Origin of the sequence: Bacillus rhizoplanae (assembly GCF_917563915.1) — a bacterium.
GTDB classification, from domain to species: domain Bacteria; phylum Bacillota; class Bacilli; order Bacillales; family Bacillaceae_G; genus Bacillus_A; species Bacillus_A rhizoplanae.
In genome coordinates this window covers 25,745-48,532 of sequence record NZ_CAKJTI010000001.1, presented here as the reverse complement: position 1 = coordinate 48,532, position 22,788 = coordinate 25,745, and the positions used below count along the sequence as shown (strand labels likewise).

The window sequence follows — 22,788 nt, the reverse complement described above, 5'->3', positions numbered from 1 at the left end:
TCCCTCCTCTCTATTAAACATAGGATAACGTGAAACTTCTATCACTGAGAGCTTACTGCTTGTTAATGCGGGATAAAATTACTATGTTATGATACAATAATTTCTTATTAGCATATTTAGTATATGATGAAAAAACAGCACTGTTCAGTATATCGCAGTCAAAAGGAGGTCGTTCTCATGTTCAGTCGCAGTAGCACCCCCTCTTTTTACGATAAAAATAAAAAACACATCTCAAATAGTATTGCTACAATTGAAAATGTTCTTATAAATAATCGAAAACAATCGTTGCTCATTCGTGGACAAGATCTCAATCAACCTCTTTTATTATGCTTACACGGTGGACCAGGAATGGCTCAAATTGGCTTTGTACGCCATTTTCAAACAGAACTTGAGAAACATTTTATTGTTGTCAACTGGGATCAGCGCGGAGCAGGAAAATCCTTTTCGTGGCGAGATTCCAAAGAATCGCTAACAATTGAACAATTCATTTTAGATACACATAAAATAATCGATTATCTTCTAAAAAGGTTTCAAAAAAGGAAATTATTTCTTCTTGGACACTCTTGGGGCAGCATCATTGGATTATTTGCTGCACAGCAATCTCCCCAATACATTGAAGCATATATCGGAGTTGGCCAAATTGTGCATATGAAACAAAATGAGGAACTGCTTTTTGAACATTTAATTCGATCCGCAAAGCAGCGCGGACATACCCGTGCACTTGCTTCTTTAAAAAAGCTTGGAAAGCCTCCATTTCTTGATAAAAGGAGACTACTTATCCAAAGGAAATGGCTCGGTATCTTTGGTGGAGCTATTCAAAATGGGACATTCTTTTCTTTCATTCGAAAAGGGTTTCTATCCCCTGAATACACATGGATAGATTGGATTAAATTTTTTAGCGGAAATATGAAATCTGGAGAATTATGGAAAGAAATGTTAGCGATTGATTTCTTTTCACAAGTGCCGAGCGTTTCATTTCCTGTCTATTTTTGTTCTGGACGCTATGACTATCAAACGCCTTATGCACTTGTACAACAATATTGCGATGTTCTTAACGCACCTATAAAAAAAATGATTTGGTTTCCGAACTCAGCTCATTCTCCAAATTTTGAAGAACATACACGTTTTGCAGCAACGTTACTTGATATTAAACAAGAACACTTCTTACTGCACCCTTGATTAAGTGAAAATTTCATCAATCAGACTCCTACTGCCTACGAGTAACAAAATAGAAAAAAAGGCGCGTGTTCTCACGCACCTTTTACTTTGTTGATTCTCTCTCAATTAGAACGAAATCCAAATCAGCTACCTCTTGGTTATATTCCACCTTTTTTATTTTTGCAATTAACTTATGAATAGCAAGTGCTCCTACACTTGTTATCGGCTGGGCAATTGTCGTTAAAGCTGGCGTAGACCACTCCCCTTGTACAATTCCATTTAAACCAATAACTTGTAAATGTTTCGGAATAGAGATATAAAGCTTTTGTGCAGCACGAATAAAGCCGATCCCTACAATATCGCTACAAGTAATGATACCATCTATGTATGGATATTTTTGTAATACCTCCACAGCTATTTGTTCTGAATCTGTCTCTTCCCTATGCGTTTTTATAACTCGGTAAGATATCTTCCTCTCCCAAACCGCGTCTAAAAAACCAGTGAAATGTTCTTCCATCGCTTCATTATTTGTTTCTTCATGAATATAGGCAAGAAACTGACATCCTTTCTCTTCTAGAATAGAAACAGCTTGTATCGCTGCATTATAATAATGTAAAGAAAACCCCTCGACCGAATCTACAATTACAAACGGAACTGATGTTATTTCTTTTTGCAAGCTTTCATATACATCACGTGTCATAATAACACCTGCAATATTATTTTGTTCCAATACATCCATGTAACCACGCTTATGTTTCATATTGCATATAATAATTTGATATCCTTCTTTGTAAGCTTCTTCTTCAATAACTGTAAGTAATGGTAAGGATGCCGGGTCTTGTAAATCAGGTACAAGCAGAGCAATCATCGTAGAAGATTTTTTAAATAGCGCCTTGGCCACCGCATTTGGTCTATATTGCAACTCCTCAATTGCTTTCTTCACTTGTTTTACCGTATCTTCATGTACATACCCTTTTTCATTTAATACTCGTGAAACTGTTGCGACTGAAACTCCTGCCAACTTTGCAACATCGCGTATCGTTGCCACATCTTCACCCCTTAACATGGAAATGGTTTACAATTTCACCGTAAAACAAAATAAAGCCTACGTCAAGGTTATTGTTATATATTTCTGAAAATTGTTACATAAAAAAAAGAAGTGCTTACATTGCACTTCTTTCCTCTTTCAATTGCTTGTCTTTTATCGCAAATGTTTTCTTCAACATCGGCGGTGTAATCATCGTTGTCAAAATAACAACAATAACAATCGCTGTAAAGTAATCTTGCGCTAATAATCCTGAAGCTAAACCTTGTCCTGCAATAATCAAGGCTACTTCGCCACGTGAAATCATTCCAGATCCAATGATTGTAGAAGACTGTAAATCAAAACCTGTCATACGTGCTCCAAGGCCACAACCAATCAATTTCGTTAACACAGCAATTACTGTTAAAATGACGATAAACCAAACTTTATCTCCAAGTCCTGCAAACGTAATATTCATCCCAATACTTACAAAGAAAATAGGAACAAACATTGCATAGGCAATTGGTTCAACTTTCTTCTCAACTTCATGTTTATAATCTGTTTGGGAGATAGCAATCCCTGCCGCAAACGCTCCGATAATTCCCGCTATTCCTAGTAATTCTCCAAAATAAGCGAAGGAGAAACAAATAATAAGGGCTGCGCTAATAATAGATTCTGACACACGAAGCGGAGAAAGCCAGCGCATAATCATTGGAACACCTTTCCATCCGATTAGGATAATAGCTGCGAAGAAGACAACCTTTTTCAAAATAATCATCGTTAGATTCACATCACCTGCACCTAAGAAACTCATGGCAAAAGCAAGCAAAATAACAACAAGGATATCATCAAACACAGCTGCGCCAAGCATTGTTGTACTTTCGCGCGTTTTCATTTTCCCTAAATCCCGAAGCGTTTGCACAGAGATACTAACGCTAGTTGCACAAAGAAGTAAGCCTAAAAAGACTGCATTTGCTTGCTCCATTCCCATAATCAGACCGGCAACATAGCCACCTAGAAACGGCATAATAATTCCACCCACTGCTACTGCTAAAGAAGAATTGCGATTTTCATTTAGTTCCTTTAAATCCGTTTCTAAACCAGCCATAAACATGAGGAGAATAACCCCGACTTCACTTAATTGCTTCAGTAAATCTGTATTATCAATTAATCCCAATACTGCTGGACCAATCACAATACCAACAATAAGTTTTCCAAGTACAGACGGTTGCCCTAGCCTGACACTTAAGTCACCCGCAAGCTTTGTACTTAGCAAAATTACTGCTAATTGAAAGAAAAATATCATCTCATCTCTCCTTTTCTCATCCTAATCATTAGAATCATTGTAATTATATATGATGTATACTAGTCTGTGAAATTATCAAATTAGCACATTCATGTAATTATCACATTCATTTTCTCCTAATAAATTCCTATAATAAAAAAACTTCCTATTTATAAAATAAGAGCATATATTTTAGTCTATCTAACTTTTAATTTGACATATTTTTTTTTCAAACTCAATTTCATGTAAGATTGGAATCCCCTCATAGCCAATAATCGGAATTTCTCGTTTCAACTTACGAGCTTCTTGTACACCATCTATGTATAGATTTGTCATAGTAAATCCTCGTTTCTGGTAAAATCGCATCGCATTTACATTATCATTTGTCGTGATAAGCCAAATTTTTTCACAAAATTGTTTCTTTGCCGCATCTATTACAGACTCTACAAGCTGTGTACCAATCCCTCTTTTTTCTTTGAAACTATCAAGTGATACAATTTCACAATTTTTATCAATGATATAATATGTGATAATTCCTATTATTTCGTTATTTTCCACTACAAGAAACCCTGGTAATCGATCTAATTGATGAATATGTCCTCTTGAAACCATTACAGTACTGCCCCAATTTTCTTGCATAAATTGACCAATTTCTTCTCGCATCTCTGCTGTTATATTTTGAATTCTCATCATACTCACTTCTCTCACCTTTACAGATTGTTATGATACAATATAATTGTATCATATGTATTGTAGCTTGGAGGATGGAGTATGAAAGCGTTTTGGACAGCATTACTAACGGTATTGGGTACTCTTATTGGGATTGGTATTTTCTTCACGAATACAGTCATGTATTTAAAGAAAAAAACAGAAAAAGAAATTTTAGACCGTGAAACAAAACAGCATTTTCGCTTGGAGGATTTTGAAGCTCTACAGAAAGAAGAAGTATACCTCTCTTCGCAATTTGGTTATGACATTCATGGTTACTATATTCCTACTAGCCATTCAAATAAGTTCATGATTTTTTGTCACGGCGTAACCGTCAACAAAATGAACTCAGTAAAATATGCGAATTTATTTTTAAACAGAGGATTCAATGTATTTATTTACGATCATCGCCGTCACGGACAAACAGGAGGAAAAACAACAAGTTACGGCTATTATGAAAAACACGATTTAAAAACGGTAGTAGATTGGCTCAAACAACGCTTCGGTTCAAATATTACACTTGGTATTCATGGTGAATCAATGGGAGCAGCAACATTATTACAATATGCAGGTATGGTCGAGGACGGTGCTGACTTTTACATTGCCGACTGTCCATTCTCTGACTTTTATGAGCAGCTTCATTACCGTTTAAAGGTTGAGTTCCATTTGCCGAAATGGCCTCTTTTACCAATAGCTAATACACTTTTAAAAGTGCGCGATGGTTATACAATTCGTGAAATTTCTCCAATTGATTGTGTAAAAAACATTAAAAATCCTGTGTTGTTCATCCATAGTAAAGACGATGAATACATTTTATGCAAAATGACACAAGCATTGCATGAAGCAAAAGAAGGCGCAAAAGAACTCTTTATTGCAGAAAAAGGCGCTCACGCTTGTTCTTATGCAGAAAATAAAGAAGAATATGAATCGGCAATTGATCAATTTTTAACAACATACGTAAACGAAACAAAAAACAGGCTTGCATAAGCCTGTTTTTTACTTCGCTACTTTTGGGCAGTAAGAACCTGATTAGTGAGAGCTTTCCATCAGTGGAGAATAAAAAAACTCCCACTGATGGAAGTTCTATTTTATTTTAGCGAAAGAACTATCGGTTCATCTTTAGCAAAATCAGGAGCAAACAACAATTCAGATTCCACCTCTTCTTTAGGCATTTCAAATATAATGCTCGTTTGCAATGAATCGTATGATTTTAGCCTTCTATCATGCAATATACTTGGATTCCTTTTCGTTTGAACGACCCCGTATATTTTTCCAGTCGTTGAAATAACATTAAACTGAGCAGGTTTAACAACAATACTTTTGTTTCTATTGTTTTTTAAAGAAAAGTTTATAACAAGAAGCGTGTGGTTTTGTTTCGCAGTCCACACATCATACTGCGCTACACGGCTTATATTTTTAATATCAAATTCGATTTGATCGGCGGATAAAACCCCTTTGACACTTGATTTATTAACCTGTTCCTCTCTATTACATCCGGCAATACAAAAACACATGATGATACTTATTATGCTCAATCGTTTCCGCAACAACTTCCACCTTCTTTTGCTGTTTCTATCGATTGTATGATGTACACATTGTACGTTTTTATACATATGGAATAAAGTGAAACTTCCATCAGGCACATGCCAGCAGTTATCCCCCACCTATCTTCTTCGCTCTTCTCTGAATCTTGAGGTAAGGGTATTACTGTCCGTTAATGCGGGATAAAACCTGTGAAATTACACAAAAAAAGGCTAATTCATCCCTTAATGAATTAGCCTTTTTCCTATCTCAACCAACAACAGAAGTCTTATTATGTCAAGTACCTACTTAATAGCAAGCTTATGTTACGCCAATACGTCTGTAACTTGATCCATATTTTCAGAAATCCATTTTACCGCTTCATCAAGCGATGGGAATTCTGTTGTTTGAAATGTTACTTCATCTTGTAATAACCATACATCCTTCACTTCTTGCTGTACACCAGCAATCGACCAATGAAGTAAGCTGTATGGATGATTATTGTTTAAAAACGATACCCACGTTCGCTCTTTTGCAATGTTTTGTAATGTACGTAATTGTTTGTTCATGTTTATGTTCACCTTAATATCTTTTCAGTATATGACTTATTATATCATTTCTATTTTCTCACAAAAAGCATTGTTTCTAAACATTGTCAAGTAATTCTAGTAAGTATATGATAGACATAAGCGTTTGGTAAGGAGGTGTAACAATGGAGAAAGTACAAATTAAAGTAAATAATAATGGTTCGTTCCGTATTACAGGGGATGTGGAACTAATCGATGCTGAAGGAAATGTATTTCCAGCTAAACCGGCATTTTCTCTATGCCGCTGCGGGTTATCCCAAAATATGCCGTATTGCGATGGTTCACACAAAGGAAAATTTGAGTCTACTGTACGCGCACCGAAAGAATAATAAAAACACGCGCACAAAAAAATGTGCGCGTGTTTTTACATGTTCCCAATATAAAATCCAACAAAAGCACTGCCAATACCTATTGCATAACTCATAACAAAATATAGTAATGCCTTTTGTCCTTCTCGTGTATGTATAAGTTGAACCATTTCTAGCTGATATGTTGAAAACGTCGTAAATGCTCCCATAAACCCTGTACCACATAACAATATCCACATTTTAGCTACTTCAGCACCATATAATATACCAAGTAAAAATGAGCCGATTATATTTATAAAAAATGTTCCATAAGGGAAAGTATTTCCGTACTTCTCTTTTGCTACAGTACTAATAAAAAAACGTGCAATTGCACCGAAAAAGCCCCCGATACTGACAAGTAGAATATTCATATGTTTCCTTCTTTCCTCATACCGCGTTCATATAGCACATTCCCAACATAAAATCCGCCAAAAGCGAAAAATAATCCCCCTATCATACTCGCACTCACATATAAAAAAGCCATTGTGAACGCCTCATGCTGCAATAGCTTCAGCGTATCCACGCTAAATGTTGAAAATGTTGTAAATGAACCAATTATTCCTGTACCAACGGCACTTATCATAAGCGGTGAAACTTGTTTCATCCGAAAAACAGACATCGTTAAAAATGCTAATAAAAAGCTACCACTCATATTGGCTAACCATGTTGCTAACGGGAAAACAGCAAAAGATGTTGGTTCAAGCAATTGGCCTACTCCATAGCGAGCTAAAGCTCCAATAATACCGCCTATTCCTACAGCAATATATTTTTTCATACTCTCACCTCGTTTTAAACACGATATAAAACCTTTTCTACACTAGTATAGCAAATTAATCCCGCCGCTAATGTAGCTTTAGCTCCTTCTTTATTTTCATGCAATTCTTCACATTCAAATATTTTTTATAGCCTTTTTTCTTTTTTGTGCTATAATGTGAGCAAACAGCATCCTTCGGGGTCGGGTGAAATTCCCAACCGGCGGTGATGAAGTTCACACTTCTAAGTCCGTGACCCGCTTTCAAGTTGAAAACGGTGGATCTAGTGAGAATCTAGAGCCGACAGTATAGTCTGGATGGGAGAAGGATATGTTTTCTAGTACGTATAATAGGATACAACGTTTATTTCAGCATGCACATTTGTATTGTTTATTTTTAGACATACATATGTTTCTTTTCGTATACCATCTGTTTCTCTGCTGAAATAACACGATAACACTAGCATGTGAAAAAGTAGATATTTGCTTGGCTTCTTTTCTACGCAAACATATCAATAATTGCTAGGTTTCTTAAGTAGACTCTCGTATCCTTCTTATATTTCTAGAAACATCGTCTCTCTCACCCCAAGGATTATGTCCTTGGGGTTTTTTGATTTTTTTTAGAGAGGTGAGTTTATGACAGATCAAGAATATATGGCACTTGCTTTGCAATTAGCAAAAAATACAGCTGGTCAAACAAGTCCTAATCCAATGGTCGGTGCTGTTGTTGTAAAAGATGGAAATATCATTGGAGTAGGAGCCCATTTACGAGCAGGAACTGAACACGCAGAAGTTCACGCTCTTCAGATGGCGGGTGAACAAGCTCATGGTGCAACAGTGTACGTAACATTAGAACCGTGCAGTCATCACGGAAGAACGCCTCCTTGCTGTGATTTACTTATAGCCAAAAACGTCAAACGAGTGGTCATCGCAGTACTCGATAGTAACCCACTCGTTTCAGGTCGAGGTGTCAAGCGTTTACGGGAAGCTGGAATTGACGTAACAATTGGTGTACTCGAAAAAGAAGCAAAAGAATTAAATCGTTACTTTTTTCACTACATGAAAACAAAGCGCCCATTTGTAACCTTAAAAACAGCAATGAGTCTAGATGGAAAAATCGCTACTCGTACAGGAGAAAGTAAATGGATTACAGGTGAATCATCGCGCGCTGATGTACATCGTTATCGCCATACACACGATGCCATTCTCGTTGGTGTAAATACAATAATTACCGATAATCCGCATTTAACTACGCGCCTTGTAAATGGTGGAAAAAATCCGATTCGCGTCGTACTTGACACGCATTTGCGAACTCCACTTTCATCTCATGTGATTACAGACGGAGAGGTTCCAACATGGATTGTTGTTGGAAATGGCGTTTCCAAAGAGAAAATTGCAAAATTCCAATCTAATATGGTATCTGTACTGCAAATGAAGACGAGTAACATTGAAATAAACGAACTGCTTGATCTTCTTGGAGAAAAAAATATTCTTTCTCTTTTTGTCGAAGGCGGACAAACTATTCATGCAAGTTTCTTAGAAGCAAAATGTTTTCATGAACTGATTACGTATATTAGTCCAAAACTAATTGGTGGTAAAGAAGCTCCAACATGGTTTGGCGGAAATGGTTTCACAAAACTGCAAGATGCACTTACCTTGCACATTCAATCGATGGAACAAATCGGCGATGATATAAAAGTAGTTGCCACTCCAAGAAAAGAGGTGCCTTATGTTCACAGGAATTGTTGAGGAACTCGGAACAATCGCTAACATGCAACAAACCGGTGAAGCAATGCAACTTACAATTTCGGCGCAAACGATTTTGTCAGACGTAAACTTAGGTGACAGCATTGCTGTAAACGGGATATGTTTAACCGTCACTTCTTTTACAGCACACTCTTTTACCGTTGATGTCATGCCAGAGACGATGCGAGCAACTTCACTGCAAACTCTTAGCCGCGGTGCAAAAGTAAATTTAGAGCGAGCTATGAGTGCAAACGGGCGCTTCGGTGGGCATTTCGTTACAGGGCACATTGACGGTATTGGAACAATTATTGATAAAAAACGGAGCTTTAATGCCGTATATTACAAAATACAATTACCAAATGAACTACTTCGTTATTGTTTACAAAAAGGATCCGTTGCCATTGATGGTACGAGTCTTACGATTTTTGGTGTTGATGAATCTTCCATCACAATCTCTCTCATTCCACACACATTAAGTCAGTCAGTAATCGGCAAGAAAACTGCCGGCGATATCGTGAATATTGAGTGCGATATGATTGGAAAATATATTGAACGTTTTATTACGCAGCCAACACCTAAAAAAAGCTCACTTACAGAAAGCTTTTTACAAGACAAGGGATTCTTATAAGGGAGGAAATGAAATGTTTCATCGTATTGAAGAAGCGCTAGAAGATTTAAAGCAAGGAAAAGTTGTCATCGTTTGTGATGATGAACATAGAGAAAACGAAGGGGACTTTATTGCCTTAGCTGAGTATATTACACCGGAAACAATCAATTTTATGATTACACACGGGCGCGGTCTTGTATGTGTCCCAATTACAGAGAAATATGCTGATCGTTTGGAATTAGAGCCAATGGTTTCACATAATACAGATTCTCACGGCACCGCCTTTACAGTTAGCATCGATCACATTTCAACAACAACTGGTATTAGTGCTCATGAACGTGCGACAACTGTACGCGAACTATTAAACCCAAAGGCGAAAGCAAGTGATTTTAAACGTCCTGGACATATTTTCCCTTTAATCGCAAAAGCAGGTGGTGTTCTCCGCCGCGCTGGGCATACAGAGGCTGCTGTAGATTTAGCAAAATTATGCGGTGCAGAACCAGCAGGCGTCATTTGTGAAATTATAAATGAAGATGGCACGATGGCACGAGTACCTGATTTATTAGAAATCGCAAAGCAATTTAATCTCAAAATGATTACAATTGAGGACTTAATTGCATATCGCCGTCATCATGAAACGTTAGTACAGCGCGAAGTGGAAATTACTTTACCAACGGAATTTGGTACATTCCAAGCAATTGGCTATTCCAATTCTCTTGACGATAAAGAACATATTGCTCTTATAAAAGGAGATATTTCCACAGGTGAACCAACTCTTGTACGCGTCCATTCTGAATGTTTAACTGGCGATGTATTTGGGTCTTGCCGCTGCGACTGCGGTCCGCAGCTTCATGCCGCTCTCGCTCAAATTGAACGAGAAGGAAAAGGAGTTCTTCTATACATGCGTCAAGAAGGACGCGGCATTGGACTGCTTAATAAATTACGAGCATATAAGCTGCAAGAAGAAGGTTACGATACTGTAGAAGCAAATGAAAAGCTTGGCTTTGCAGCTGATCTTCGCGATTATGGTATTGGTGCACAAATTTTAAAAGATTTAGGATTACAACAACTTCGTCTCTTAACAAATAACCCACGTAAAATTGCAGGCTTACAAGGTTATGATCTAGAAGTTGTCGAACGCGTACCGTTGCAAATGCCGGCAAAAGAAGAAAATAAGGCATATTTACAAACCAAATCAACAAAATTAGGTCATTTATTAAATTTATAATAGATTAAGGGAGAGATACATTATGGTATTCGAAGGTCATTTAGTTGGTACAGGATTAAAAGTAGGTATTGTTGTTGGTCGTTTTAACGAATTTATTACAAGCAAACTATTAGGCGGTGCATTAGACGGTTTAAAGCGTCACGGAGTAGAAGAAAATAACATTGATGTCGCTTGGGTTCCTGGTGCATTTGAAATTCCATTAATCGCGAAGAAAATGGCAAACAGCGGAAAATACGATGCAGTTATTACACTTGGAACAGTAATCCGCGGTGCAACAACGCATTATGATTATGTTTGTAATGAAGTTGCAAAAGGTGTGGCTTCTCTTTCATTACAAACAGAAATCCCTGTTATCTTCGGCGTATTAACAACAGAAACAATTGAACAGGCAATTGAACGTGCTGGTACAAAAGCTGGAAATAAAGGCTGGGAATCTGCTGTTGCAGCCATTGAAATGGCAAACCTATCCCGCCAATGGGCATAAAGTGAAACTTCCTTTTGTGAGGTGCTTTTCCTCACAAAAGGTTAGTTGAACCAATCGGGCTCTTATGGCTGGTTAGATGTTCTTCCTGCTCTTGCTTCTTACCAGCCGTTTGAGCGGGATAAAGTGAAACTTCCTTTTGTGAGGTGCTTTTCCTCACAAGAGGTTAGTTGAACCAATCGGGCTCTTATGGCTGGTTAGGTTTCGAGCAAACAACCAAAAGAGGCTTCGGCCTCTTTTTGCTTTCTCATTTTTTCTCTTCTCTGTTCCTCTTGCGCAATATGAAGCTCTCTGTCCACTTCTTTTAAATCTTTTCCTTCTGTTTCAATCCCAAAATACTCAGCTTGATGCCGAAAATGCTGCTCAATTCTCGCCTGCATATCTTTCTGTTCAGGATTTTCAATTGCTTTCACTGGGTCTGCACTAATTGCTTTTAACAAAATAAGAAAGCTCATAATTGCTAATATATATTTATGCATGCAAATCTCTCCAAACCATTGTTGATTTCTCTCTTACTATGTACAATTGCGGAGCGGGAAATTCGGCTGCATATCATGTTCATCGCCTTACAAATTGAATGGCCACAGGGGTTATATACGTTTTATTACATTTTATTTACAAAAAAGAAAGCTCCTATATCAAGAGCTTTCTTCCTAATCTTTATTGACTTCTCACAGCTACAATCCATGTAACTTTATCCCGTATTAACGGGCAGTAAGCCCCCCACTGATGGAAGTTTCACTTTATTACAACGCACATTCCTCAATTTCAAACCCTAAATCTTCAATGATTCCCCAGTCTGCTGTTGGCTCTTGGCCAGCTGTCGTTAAATAATCACCAACAAAGATTGAGTTTGCAGCAAATAAACCAAGCGGTTGAACGGAACGTAAGTTAATTTCACGTCCGCCAGAAATCCGAATTTCTTTTGACGGATTCGCAAAGCGCATCATTGCTAATACTTTCAAGCACTCTACTGGTGTTAATTCTTTTTGCCCTTCTAGCGGCGTTCCATTTACAGCAACAAGGAAATTACATGGGATAGAATCCGCATCTATGCGTTTTAATTCAAATGCAATTTCTACACGTTGCTCCTTCGTTTCTCCCATTCCGAAAATAGCACCCGAACATGGTGATATACCCGCATGCTTCGCTTTTTCAACTGTATCAACACGATCGTCGTACGTATGAGTTGAGCAAATACTCTCATAATTATCTACATGCGTATTTAAATTATGATTGTAACGATGCACCCCAGCTTCCGCAAGACGCTGCGCTTGATCTTCATTTAAAAATCCTAAACAACAGCAAATCTTCAAATCAGTCGTATCACGGATTTCTTTTACCGCTCCAATGACATGTTCTACTTCTTTATTAGTTGGACGGCGGCCGGAAGCAACAATACAATATGTACCTGCCTTGCGTCGAATCGCTTCATGTGCACCTTCTACAATCTTCTCTTGCGTTAACCAAGCATACTTATCAATGGGAGCCTCTGATACGATTGATTGGGAACAATACCCACAATCCTCCGGGCATAGACCAGATTTTGTATTAATAATCATATTTAGTTTTACTTTTTTCCCAAAATAATGATGACGAATCACATACGCAGCATTCATAATTTCTAAAATTTCTTCATCATTTGCTTGCAAAATGTTCAGCGCTTCTTCTTTCGTTACAGCTCTTCCTTGCACTACCTCAGATGCGATTTGCTTCCAATTTGTTTTCGTTTGTACATGTTTCATTTATTCTCTTCCCCTCTTTTTTCATATAAGAAAATAAAGCATGATATGTTGCTGCAATTCTTCCATCTTCCATAAAATCTCGTTCATATATGCGAAGCATATTGCGAAAGATAGACGGACTTTGGCAATAGGATCCTTCATTACTGTTCGTAGCCCCAACTTTACGAATGGATTGTAAAAATTCACGAACTGTAGCAAATGTTTCTATGTAACACGTTTCAGCAACATGTATATCCCCCATTATTCTTTTACATAACTCTTGCAACTGTAGTCCTGTTAAAAAAGTTTGGCCTACAGTTGTTGCATCAGCTATTGCACACGCTGTTTTTGCACGCTGAAATGATGTATGAAGCTCATGAAATGTTTTATTTCCAAACGTCGAAAATAGTAGCACACCATCTTCATGTAAATGATTATATAAATTCGCTAACGTAGCCGATAAATCGTTTAACCATTGAAACGTTGCATTGGATATCATCACATCATATTGTTCATAAAGTTTCATATGTTCAATGTCTTCACATCGAAATGTAACAGACTCCATATTGCACTGCGTTTTTGCTTTCGCAATCATACTTTCTGCAAAATCCACAGCTGTAATCGTCGCATTTGGAAAAGATGTCGCTAGTTTCTCTGTTACATAACCTGTGCCGCATCCAAGCTCTAAAATACGGATTTGCGCCGCTGCATCGTAATGTTTTTTCATATAAACAAGCAGCTGGTTTGCCATCTTTTTTTGTACATTTGCATATTGATCATAAGATACAGCAGCTTGATTAAATCGTTTTTGTAACAACGGCTTGTTGATCATTTTGTTGTATCTCCTTTACAAACTGTAAAATTTCTTTAGCACATCGTTCTGGATGCGTGAAACAAAGTGCATGTCCAGCTTCCTCTATAATCGTTAGCGATGCATTTGTTTTTTCGCATATATATTGCGCTGCAGACAGAGGACAAATGGCATCAGCTTTTCCATGAAAAAGTAATAACGGAACATCTATTTGCTGCAGCTGTTCTCTTGCATCTGTTTTTATTAAGTACTCAAGTCCACATTGCAAAGAGTCAATCGAATCACCTTGAAACCCCTCAGCTATTTTTAGAAATGCCTGCTCCTCTCCAATTTCCTGCTCCGCCTTTGAAAACATGCTTACATAAAATTTTTTCAACGTAGCATCTTTTTGTTTGAGAAGACTTCGTTTCATTCTTTCGACAAAAGACTCTTTCCATCCATGTACATAATCAGAGTCCATTGTAAATTTCGCTGTTCCTCCTAATAAAACGATCCCTTTCGTTTGCAATGAATTATAAACTTGAAGGGTTGCCAATGCACCAAGTGACCAGCCAATTAAAATCACTTCTTTATCTTTAGCTACCTCTATAATTCGTCGTTCAAAATCCTGTTGGTCTTCAACATTCCGCCAATGAACAACGTGTACTGGAAAATCATGTACATATGGAAGGAACGACTCCCAAATTTGTTCCTCCATGCCCCATCCAGGAATAAGCACAAGACTAAATTGCTTCATGAAATCACCCCTTCCTCCTTTCCAATTTGTACAATCCGCTGAGCTGCCCATTGTAAATCATTATTCGCATGTTGTGCTGTTACAGCAAACCGAATGCGTGAACTATGCTGCGGAACAGTAGGGGGGCGAATGGCAATTGCCGCTATTCCTGCCTCTTGCAATTTCATACTAAAACGAAGCACTGCTTCATTAGAACCCACAATAACAGGAACAATATGCGTGGTGCTTTCTCCAATATGAAAACCAGCTTCTTGCAGAGTGGTGCGGAAATATTGGCCATTTTCTATTAACCTTTGACGATACACTTCATTTTTGCTTACAATTTCAATTGCTTTCCCGATTGCTCCAAGCATTCCTGGAGGTAAAGCAGTTGTAAAAATTAAACTGCGCATAGTATTAATCATATAATCAATACAAACAGCTCGTCCGGTAATGTATGCACCATAACAACCTAGCGCTTTACTAAACGTGCCCATATGAATATCTACACACTTTGCCAATTTTGGATGCTTATGAGCAAGGCCTGCTCCATTCTTCCCGTATACTCCGCCTGCATGCGCCTCATCAACCATAAGAAGCGCTCCGTACTTTTCTTTCAGCATTACTAGATTCTCTAGATGAGCTCTATCTCCATCCATGCTAAAAATAGTATCTGTGACGATAAGCTTTCGTTTTTCTGCTGGAGCAGATTTCAGCAATTTCTCTAAATGTTCCAGATCATTATGACGATAGCGCTTATGCTCTGCACCGCTTAATACAATACCATCTACGATACTTGCATGATTGAGCTTATCGCTAAACACAATGTCATGCCGGCCTACAAGTGAAGAAATCGCCCCGACATTTGCCGTGTAACCGCTATTCACAATTAGTGCTTTTTCAGTCTCTTTCCATGCGCATATACGTTGTTCAATTTCTTCATATAACGGATAGTTACCTACAACAAAACGGGATGCTGTTGCTCCTGTCCCATACCTTTTTGTTGCTTCCATTGCAGCTTCTTTTAACCGGTCATCTCCAGCTAATCCTAAGTAATTATTTGAGGCTAGATTTAGCAGCCTCTTTCCATTTCGAACGAGCCACGTTTTTTCTGCGTGTTCCGTCACAAACAATGTTCGATGCTGTGATGTTTCTGTAAGACTCGTTAATTTAGACTGAAAATGCGCTTCCCATACTGGATTCATGACGTAAAAACTCCTCTAACCTTGAGATAGCAATGCTCTCTTCTGCTGCTTGTAATAGTTCATTTCGCGTACAACCTTCACGAAGCGCTGGTAATAATCCAATAACCGGTACGTCACTTAACTCTTCAATCATTTTTTTATTTTCTAGCACTCTCTCTTTTTCATATTGTTGGCATCCAGAAAAAATGACACCTGCGACTGATAGTCCGTGTGCTTTTGCATAAGAAATAGTTAAAACAGTATGATTCACTGTACCAAGTGTTGGACGTGCTACAATGAGCAACGGTAATTGTAACTGTTTCGCAAAATCAACAACGAGTGCATCTTCTGTATAAGGAACTACAAGCCCGCCGGCACCTTCTACAAGTAAAGAGTCAAATTGTTTTGATAATTTTTCGTAATGCTTTGTAATATTTGATAATAGTACTTGTCTTCCTGCTCGCTTCATAGCTAAACGCGGTGCAAGCGGTTCTTCAACTGAATAAGGACAAATTTCTTCGCATGATGTCATCACACCTGCCGCTTCTTTCAAGCGGGCAGCATCACCTTCTGGATGAGAGGAAAGATGACCACTTTGCAGCGGTTTATACACACCGATATTATGCCCGCGCTGACGAAGTACACCTGCTAATGCACCTGTTACAACCGTTTTGCCAACTTCAGTATCAGTTGCTGTCACAAAGAAACCGCTCATCATTATCCCTCCGTTACTTCTTGAATTGCTTGATGTAGAATCGTAATCATATCATCAAGTTCTTCTATTGTAGAAGCGAGCGGCGGCATAAATACAACGACATTTCCTAACGGACGAAGAATCATACCTAAATCACGTGCCCTTCTACAAACCTCCACGCCCATTCGTTCCTGCCAAGAATATCCTTCTTTCGTTTCTTTGTTTTGTACGAGCTCAAGACCAATCATAAAACCACGCTGACGAATATCTCCTACATGTTTACATTCATGAAAAACTTCTAACCGTTTTGCGATGTATTCCGCTTTATGAGCAACAGCTTCTATAAGATTTGTAGTTTCAAATAATTTCAAATTCGCAAGTGCTACTGCACAACCTAGTGGATTCCCTGTATAACTATGACCATGGAAAAACGTTTTTTGCTCTTCATAGTCACCTAAAAAAGCATTATAAATTTCATCTGTCGTTACGGTAATTGCGACTGGTAAATATCCTCCTGTTAAGCCTTTTCCAGCCGTTAAAATATCCGGTGTAACGCCCTCATGTTCACATGCAAACATTTTACCCGTTCTTCCAAATCCTGTGGCTACTTCATCTGTAATAAGAAGAACATTGTAAGCTGTACAAAGTTCTCGCAATCCTTTTAAATAGCCCTCTGGCATTGTAATAATGCCGCTCGCTCCTTGTACAAGAGGTTCTACAATAACAGCTGCTACTTCTTCGTGATTTTGTCGCAACATCTCTTCCATTTCTTCTAAATGTTTTTTCACAATAACTTGGTGATTTTCCCCATAAGGAGAACGATATGTATACGGATATGGTACTTTTAACGTATCAAATAGAAGCGTACTATACACTTGGTGAAACATATCAATCGCTCCAACAGATACCGCTCCAATTGTGTCACCATGATACGCTTCTTTCATTGTAATAAACTTTTTCTTTTCAGGTTTTCCTTTATGCTGCCAATATTGAAATGCCATTTTAATTGCAATCTCAACCGATGTGGCACCGGAATCAGAATAAAAAACTTTCTTCAGTCCATTGGGTACAATTTCAATAATTTTTTCGGCTAACAAAATACTTGGCACATTCGCAATACCTAGCAATGTAGAGTGCGCTATTTTATTTAATTGCTCACGAATAGCGTCATCTAGCTCTTGTACATGATGACCGTGAACATTGAGCCAAATGGAAGACACACCGTCCCAGTAGCCTTTTCCATTCACATCGTATAATTTTCTTCCTTCTCCTCGTTCAATAATGACAGGATCATCCTCCAAGAAATCTTTCATTTGAGTAAATGGATGCCACACATAGGCTTTATTTTTTTGAGCTAGTTCCTCATATGTAAAAGTTTGATCAATATTTCTTACAGTCACGATTGCCACCTCTAATGTTAACTTATTTTTATTTAAGGTTAACATTATAAAGCAAACACTGTCAATTCTTTTTCAAACAATAATATTCTTAAAAAAGAACGGCTTATCATATGATAAGCCGCCCTATTTACCGTGCTGAATTTTACCAATCTCCTGAATCAATTGTTCATCTGTTTTGCCTTCTATTTCAATTCCCAATTCTTTTGCATGCTCTCGAAGAAGCTCTTGTCGCTTTTCATAACGCACTGCATCCATTTCTTTTTGGATCTGTTCTTTTGGTTTTCCTTCTGTAGAAACTCCTAATTTATCTGCTGTTTTCTGCATTTTTTCTTCTTTATTTTGTTGTACTGTTTCTTTTGGTTTTCCAACACTTGTCTTTATCAAACTAGGTGGTGCTGCAAGCGCTGTATAAATTCCAGCACCACCAACGATTGTGAATAACATAGAAACAATCATAATTTTCATCTTCATATTTTATCCTCCTTCCTCGTTCATTATAACGTACAATATTGAGATTTGTGTTAATTTTCTTTATATTATTCCTATCGTATAAATTCAAAAATAACTGTTGACATCCTTCTCTTTTTTATGATAAAAATTTACTAACATGATATGAATCGGCAATGATAGGATTTAGTAGTATTTCGTTTCATGCTTTCAGAGAGCTGATGGTTGGTGCGAATCAGTACAGAACGGAGTATGAATTACCCCCTTAAGCTTCTTTTACGAAACAGTTGGAGTAGTGAAAGACGGTTACAGACCGTTATTTCTGCAAAGTGGTGAAATGTTTTTTGTTTCACAATTTAGGGTGGTACCGCGATATTTTCGTCCCTGCATATACTGCAGGGGCGTTTTTTATTTTGATTAATCGGTGTATACCTTTAATTGTCATACATACATTTCATAAGCTAGGGTGGTACCGCGATCATTTTCGTCCCTGCATATATTGCAGGGGCATTTTTTATTTTCAAAAAAGGAGAGAAGTAGTATGCGATTTTCAACGGCCGGGGGAATCATTCGATATTGGCGCATTTTTTCAAATCATAGTAAAACATAACAACTAGGGAGGATTTATTATCATGATTTCAAAACGAGCATCCATTATATTAACAGCTCTTATCTTTTTCTGTATCGGCTTTAGCGTCATTCAATTACAAGTTATGCCTCATATTCCTATTTTATTTGGGATTGTCATATTATTAGCGTTTGGATTCGCAAAGAAAATACCATGGTCTGTTATGGAAACAGGAATGAGAAATGGTATTTCAGCTGGTCTGCCATCTATTTTTATCTTTTTACTTGTCGGTGTATTAATTAGCGTTTGGATTGCTGCAGGGACAATTCCAACATTAATGGTGTACGGTTTTCAAATTGTTTCACCGAAAATCTTCTTACCAACGGTCTTTATCGTATGTTCTATTATCGGCACTAGTATTGGCAGTGCCTTTACAACAGCTGCTACAGTTGGAATTGCTTTCATGGGAATGGGAAGTGCTCTTGGCTACGACGCTGCTTTAGTTGCTGGTGCTGTTATTTCTGGATCCTTCTTTGGAGACAAAATGTCACCTCTTTCTGATACAACAAACTTAGCACCAGCTGTCTCTAAAGTAGACATGTTTGACCATATTCGAAATATGCTTTGGACGACTGTACCGGCATTTATTATTTCACTCGTTATTTTCTTCATTCTTGGGAAAGGCACTTCTGGAAAACTTCAGTTTGGATCTTTCACAGAAACATTACAAGAACATGCAACAATTTCTGTAATTACTTTACTGCCAGTTCTTGTGCTATTTGTATTAGCTGTAAAAAAAGTTCCAGCAGTTCCAACTTTACTTGCTGGTATTATCTCAGGTATTATCATTTTATTTATCTTTACTCCAAATACATCTCTTGCAAATTTAATCAACATTATGCAAAACGGATATGTATCGCATACAGGTGTAAAAGACATTGATAGTTTATTAACACGCGGCGGGTTACAAAGTATGTTAATGTCTGTTGCTCTTATTTTCCTTTCACTTGGCATGGGAGGATTACTACAAGAGATGGGAATTATCAAACAGCTTATGGCAGCAATTGCAAGCTTTGTCACTACGAGCGGACGTTTAATCTTCTCGACAGCAATTACTGCAATCGGTGTTAACTTTTTACTTGGCGAACAATACTTATCAATCATCTTACCAGGTCAAGCATTTGCAGAAAAATACGATGAGATGGGATTAAAACGCCGCAATCTATCACGTGTATTAGAAGATGCCGGTACAGTTATTAATCCACTTGTACCATGGGGAGTTAGTGGTGTGTTTCTGACAAGTGTCCTAAACGTACCAACGGTGAGCTACCTTCCATACACAGTTTTCTGCTTACTTTGCCCAATTATCACTTTACTCGTGGGATTCACAGGTTTTGGCCTTTCATGGAATAAAGAAAAGTCCGCTGCTGCTTAGCAGTGGACTTTTCTTTATTATTTATTTAATTTCTTTCTTCTAAATAGTGCTAGCGCACCTGCACCAATACATGCTAGTCCTGCTGCTAATGTCGTAAACACATTCGCTCCTGTATTCGGCAAGCTATTATCTGTTTCCTTTTGATTTTGTTCTGAATCCACCGTTGTTGGTTTATCTTCGCCACCATTATTATCTGCTGGCGTTTTCGGCTGATCACCGCCGTTATTATTATCTGGTGGCGTTGTTGGTTTTTCAGTCTCATTATCTCCACCAGTTGATTCATTCTTTTTCGTTAAATCAATTGCATATTTCGCAAATTCATTTTCTGATGGACCAACATAAGAAATATCCCCATCTTTTGCTATATATTTTTGGGCGTTTGGAGACGAATCAAATGTGACATTCAATTTCTCACCAGTAACTGTTTTAAACGTCCAGTTTTTATCTGCTGTCGGGTTAATTGTTTTCATTTGTTTCATATATTCTACAATAATTTGACGCGTTTCATCAGGAGATTGTAAAATGACTTCACCTTTACTCACACCTGGGAATGTTTGGCTGCTACCACGGTAATTATTTGTTGCTACAATAAATTCTTGGTTATCCGCTACAGATTTTCCCTCATACGTTAGATTGATAATACGATTGGCAGCTTCATTTATAATTTTCCCATCTTTATCAAACTTTGCTGGCTGCGTTACATCAATTTCATATTTAACGCCATCTAATATATCAAAATTATATGTTGGATAATTTATATTCACTAATTTTTGCTCATCTGTTTTGCTTGGATCGATTTGGTTAAATTGACCAGCAGACATTTCTAACCAATCTTTCAACTGAGCGCCATTTATTTTCACTGCATATAATGTATTTGGATATACGTATAAGTCCGCAACGTTTTTAATTGCAAGCGTTCCAGCTGGAATATCTGTATAATATGTAGATCCGTTACGTCCACCCGCTTTAAACGGTGCACCTGCCGATAAAATTGGCATACCTTCAAATTTTGTACCCTTCATCTTCTGCTCTGTATACCACTTTTGTGCATTTGTTACAAGTTGAACAGATGGATCATCTTGTACAAGCGCAAAATAACTATTAATTGGTGCTGTTGTTTCACCAACTGGTGTATTTACATATTTAATTGTCGCTTCATGATCGTCCTTCACTGCTTCTACTAAAGATTGATCTGATTCTACTAAAGCATTTCCTTTACTATCTGCAATTGGACGAACAGAAGGTTTAGATTTATCTTTTTGTACTTCCCATTTTCCATTGACTTGCTTCAATTCCATATCAATAATTCCTAAGTTACTCCCAAAAGCACCAGGCATTACAACCGGAACACCATTAAATGTATCGGTTACAACCGCATGGGAATGTCCTGTTAATACCGCATCGACACCAGGAATATTCGTTAAATAAAAAGAAGCATTCTCCATTCCAATATTGTATCCACTCTTATCAATGCCAGAGTGCGCCAATGCAACAATAATATCTGCACCTTCCGCTTTCATTTTTGGAACCAGTTTTTCCCCTGTTTCTACAATATCTTTCGCTTTTACTTTTCCTTCTAAATTTGCTTTATCCCAGCTCATAATTTGCGGTGGAACAAAGCCCATTACACCAATTTTCACTTTATGTTTCTGACCAGACTCATCTTCTACTTCTTTTTCAAATATATGGTACGGTTCGAAATAGTTTTTATCATTTTCTTCATTATTATCTTTATCATCTATGTATACATTAGAGTTAATCACAGGAAACTCTGTTTTGCTAATCGCTTTGTTTAAGAAGTCTAAACCGTAGTTAAACTCGTGGTTGCCAAGAGAAATAACGTCATACTTCATCATGTTCATTAAACGATATAATGGATGCACATAGTCTCCATCTACCCCTTTTACTTTTGCTACATAATCACCAAGTGGTGTTCCTTGCAGCGCGTCTCCATCATCAAATAAAACAGAGTTTTTCGACTCTCCCCTCGCTTGATTAACAAGAGTCGCAGTTTGAACTAATCCTACTTTATTATCTGTTTTTGTTTGATAGTAATCATAGTTCATTAAGTTTACATGAATATCAGACGTTTCTAATATTCTTAGTTTTACAGTACTTCCCTCTTCCTCTGCATATACAGGTGTAGGCCATATTTGCGGAGCAATAACTCCTAATGCAAGCGCAGCACCAGCCAACGTTTTTGTTGATTTTCTCACAAAAAAATCCCCCTTATAAAATAATCCCCTGCAACAAAGTAGAATATTAGGTGTGTATCCCTTCACACCATCACATTCTTAAAGAAGTTAGTTGTCTTACTTCTTGTGAGAACATAATAAATCTACCCGTCTGATATTTATCATAACGAAC

At 37.6% G+C, this 22,788-nt stretch carries 24 protein-coding genes, 1 riboswitch and 1 other annotated feature; of the genes, 8 read left to right on the top strand and 16 right to left on the bottom strand.

Annotation, left to right across the window (positions count from 1 at the left end):
• The first annotated feature begins 177 nt into the window (after nt 1–177).
• Entirely contained in the window at nt 178–1,179 is a 1,002-nt protein-coding gene (locus LRP84_RS00270) for an alpha/beta fold hydrolase (RefSeq protein WP_230573246.1), read from the top strand.
• A gap of 82 nt (nt 1,180–1,261) precedes the next feature.
• Here the strand turns inward: LRP84_RS00270 and LRP84_RS00265 are convergent, their stop codons facing one another.
• From LRP84_RS00265 to LRP84_RS00255, 3 genes are all read right to left on the bottom strand, one after another.
• Nucleotides 1,262–2,206 carry a LacI family DNA-binding transcriptional regulator gene (locus LRP84_RS00265; protein WP_230573245.1) on the bottom strand — a complete coding sequence of 315 codons (945 nt, stop codon included), beginning with the start codon at nt 2,204–2,206 and terminating at the stop codon, nt 1,262–1,264.
• 115 nt (nt 2,207–2,321) lie between these two features.
• Complete coding sequence (locus tag LRP84_RS00260) at nt 2,322–3,488, bottom strand: cation:proton antiporter (protein ID WP_230573244.1); 1,167 nt, start codon at nt 3,486–3,488, stop codon at nt 2,322–2,324.
• Nucleotides 3,489–3,668: 180 nt separating this feature from the next.
• Nucleotides 3,669–4,160: a GNAT family N-acetyltransferase gene (locus LRP84_RS00255; protein ID WP_230573243.1), complete on the bottom strand. Its 492-nt coding sequence runs from the start codon at nt 4,158–4,160 to the stop codon at nt 3,669–3,671.
• Between the two features lie 78 nt (nt 4,161–4,238).
• On the opposite strand from LRP84_RS00255, the gene LRP84_RS00250 reads away from it, so the two are divergent.
• Complete coding sequence (locus tag LRP84_RS00250) at nt 4,239–5,162, top strand: alpha/beta hydrolase (RefSeq protein ID WP_230573242.1); 924 nt, start codon at nt 4,239–4,241, stop codon at nt 5,160–5,162.
• A 101-nt stretch (nt 5,163–5,263) separates the two neighbouring features.
• Here LRP84_RS00250 and LRP84_RS00245 read toward each other — a convergent pair whose 3' ends face one another.
• The gene (locus LRP84_RS00245; RefSeq protein ID WP_230573241.1) at nt 5,264–5,722 is read right to left on the bottom strand and encodes a DUF4352 domain-containing protein; all 459 of its coding nucleotides are present in this window, start codon (nt 5,720–5,722) and stop codon (nt 5,264–5,266) included.
• Nucleotides 5,723–6,022: 300 nt separating this feature from the next.
• The gene (locus LRP84_RS00240; protein WP_098310654.1) at nt 6,023–6,265 is read right to left on the bottom strand and encodes a DUF2552 family protein; all 243 of its coding nucleotides are present in this window, start codon (nt 6,263–6,265) and stop codon (nt 6,023–6,025) included.
• A gap of 143 nt (nt 6,266–6,408) precedes the next feature.
• On the opposite strand from LRP84_RS00240, the gene LRP84_RS00235 reads away from it, so the two are divergent.
• Nucleotides 6,409–6,612: a CDGSH iron-sulfur domain-containing protein gene (locus LRP84_RS00235; protein ID WP_230573240.1), complete on the top strand. Its 204-nt coding sequence runs from the start codon at nt 6,409–6,411 to the stop codon at nt 6,610–6,612.
• Nucleotides 6,613–6,647: 35 nt separating this feature from the next.
• On the opposite strand, the gene crcB (LRP84_RS00230) is transcribed toward LRP84_RS00235, so the two are convergent.
• On the bottom strand, nt 6,648–7,001 hold the full coding sequence (gene crcB, locus LRP84_RS00230; RefSeq protein WP_230573239.1) for a fluoride efflux transporter CrcB: 354 nt from the start codon (nt 6,999–7,001) through the stop codon (nt 6,648–6,650).
• Nucleotides 6,998–7,405 (bottom strand): fluoride efflux transporter CrcB, encoded by a 408-nt coding sequence (gene crcB, locus LRP84_RS00225; protein WP_230573238.1) that lies wholly within the window; start codon nt 7,403–7,405, stop codon nt 6,998–7,000. Before crcB (LRP84_RS00225) ends, crcB (LRP84_RS00230) begins: the two co-directional genes overlap by 4 nt.
• A gap of 166 nt (nt 7,406–7,571) precedes the next feature.
• A riboswitch (FMN riboswitch) is annotated at nt 7,572–7,715 on the top strand.
• 302 nt (nt 7,716–8,017) lie between these two features.
• Between crcB (LRP84_RS00225) and ribD the strand changes: the two genes are divergently transcribed.
• The 4 genes from ribD to ribH are packed head-to-tail and all read left to right on the top strand — an operon-like array spanning nt 8,018 to nt 11,446.
• A complete protein-coding gene (ribD, locus tag LRP84_RS00220; RefSeq protein ID WP_230573237.1) occupies nt 8,018–9,130 on the top strand; it encodes a bifunctional diaminohydroxyphosphoribosylaminopyrimidine deaminase/5-amino-6-(5-phosphoribosylamino)uracil reductase RibD in 1,113 nt (370 codons plus the stop codon).
• Nucleotides 9,111–9,755: a riboflavin synthase gene (gene ribE / locus LRP84_RS00215; RefSeq protein ID WP_230573236.1), complete on the top strand. Its 645-nt coding sequence runs from the start codon at nt 9,111–9,113 to the stop codon at nt 9,753–9,755. Before ribD ends, ribE begins: the two co-directional genes overlap by 20 nt.
• Before the next feature lie 13 nt (nt 9,756–9,768).
• Nucleotides 9,769–10,962 carry a bifunctional 3,4-dihydroxy-2-butanone-4-phosphate synthase/GTP cyclohydrolase II gene (locus LRP84_RS00210; protein ID WP_230573235.1) on the top strand — a complete coding sequence of 398 codons (1,194 nt, stop codon included), beginning with the start codon at nt 9,769–9,771 and terminating at the stop codon, nt 10,960–10,962.
• Nucleotides 10,963–10,984: 22 nt separating this feature from the next.
• Nucleotides 10,985–11,446 carry a 6,7-dimethyl-8-ribityllumazine synthase gene (gene ribH, locus LRP84_RS00205; RefSeq protein WP_020059455.1) on the top strand — a complete coding sequence of 154 codons (462 nt, stop codon included), beginning with the start codon at nt 10,985–10,987 and terminating at the stop codon, nt 11,444–11,446.
• Between the two features lie 194 nt (nt 11,447–11,640).
• Here the strand turns inward: ribH and LRP84_RS00200 are convergent, their stop codons facing one another.
• From LRP84_RS00200 to LRP84_RS00165, 8 genes are all read right to left on the bottom strand, one after another.
• Entirely contained in the window at nt 11,641–11,922 is a 282-nt protein-coding gene (locus tag LRP84_RS00200; RefSeq protein WP_335379636.1) for a hypothetical protein, read from the bottom strand.
• Between the two features lie 267 nt (nt 11,923–12,189).
• Nucleotides 12,190–13,188 carry a biotin synthase BioB gene (gene bioB, locus LRP84_RS00195; RefSeq protein WP_230573234.1) on the bottom strand — a complete coding sequence of 333 codons (999 nt, stop codon included), beginning with the start codon at nt 13,186–13,188 and terminating at the stop codon, nt 12,190–12,192.
• On the bottom strand, nt 13,142–13,999 hold the full coding sequence (gene bioC, locus LRP84_RS00190; protein WP_230573233.1) for a malonyl-ACP O-methyltransferase BioC: 858 nt from the start codon (nt 13,997–13,999) through the stop codon (nt 13,142–13,144). The genes bioB and bioC overlap by 47 nt, the downstream gene beginning before the upstream one ends.
• The gene (locus LRP84_RS00185; protein ID WP_230573232.1) at nt 13,965–14,714 is read right to left on the bottom strand and encodes an alpha/beta fold hydrolase; all 750 of its coding nucleotides are present in this window, start codon (nt 14,712–14,714) and stop codon (nt 13,965–13,967) included. The genes bioC and LRP84_RS00185 overlap by 35 nt, the downstream gene beginning before the upstream one ends.
• On the bottom strand, nt 14,711–15,898 hold the full coding sequence (gene bioF / locus LRP84_RS00180; RefSeq protein WP_230573231.1) for an 8-amino-7-oxononanoate synthase: 1,188 nt from the start codon (nt 15,896–15,898) through the stop codon (nt 14,711–14,713). Before bioF ends, LRP84_RS00185 begins: the two co-directional genes overlap by 4 nt.
• Nucleotides 15,864–16,592 (bottom strand): dethiobiotin synthase, encoded by a 729-nt coding sequence (bioD, locus tag LRP84_RS00175; RefSeq protein ID WP_230573230.1) that lies wholly within the window; start codon nt 16,590–16,592, stop codon nt 15,864–15,866. The genes bioF and bioD overlap by 35 nt, the downstream gene beginning before the upstream one ends.
• Nucleotides 16,593–16,594: 2 nt before the next feature.
• Nucleotides 16,595–18,016, bottom strand: a complete 1,422-nt coding sequence (gene bioA, locus LRP84_RS00170) for an adenosylmethionine--8-amino-7-oxononanoate transaminase (RefSeq protein ID WP_230573229.1) — start codon at nt 18,014–18,016, stop codon at nt 16,595–16,597.
• A 78-nt stretch (nt 18,017–18,094) separates the two neighbouring features.
• A complete protein-coding gene (locus LRP84_RS00165; protein ID WP_230573228.1) occupies nt 18,095–18,442 on the bottom strand; it encodes a hypothetical protein in 348 nt (115 codons plus the stop codon).
• Between the two features lie 143 nt (nt 18,443–18,585).
• Nucleotides 18,586–18,807 (top strand) — a binding site (T-box leader).
• Between the two features lie 243 nt (nt 18,808–19,050).
• Between LRP84_RS00165 and nhaC the strand changes: the two genes are divergently transcribed.
• Entirely contained in the window at nt 19,051–20,421 is a 1,371-nt protein-coding gene (gene nhaC, locus LRP84_RS00160; protein ID WP_230573227.1) for a Na+/H+ antiporter NhaC, read from the top strand.
• Nucleotides 20,422–20,438: 17 nt separating this feature from the next.
• Here the strand turns inward: nhaC and LRP84_RS00155 are convergent, their stop codons facing one another.
• Nucleotides 20,439–22,637 (bottom strand): bifunctional 2',3'-cyclic-nucleotide 2'-phosphodiesterase/3'-nucleotidase, encoded by a 2,199-nt coding sequence (locus LRP84_RS00155; RefSeq protein WP_230573226.1) that lies wholly within the window; start codon nt 22,635–22,637, stop codon nt 20,439–20,441.
• Nucleotides 22,638–22,788: the final 151 nt, after the last annotated feature.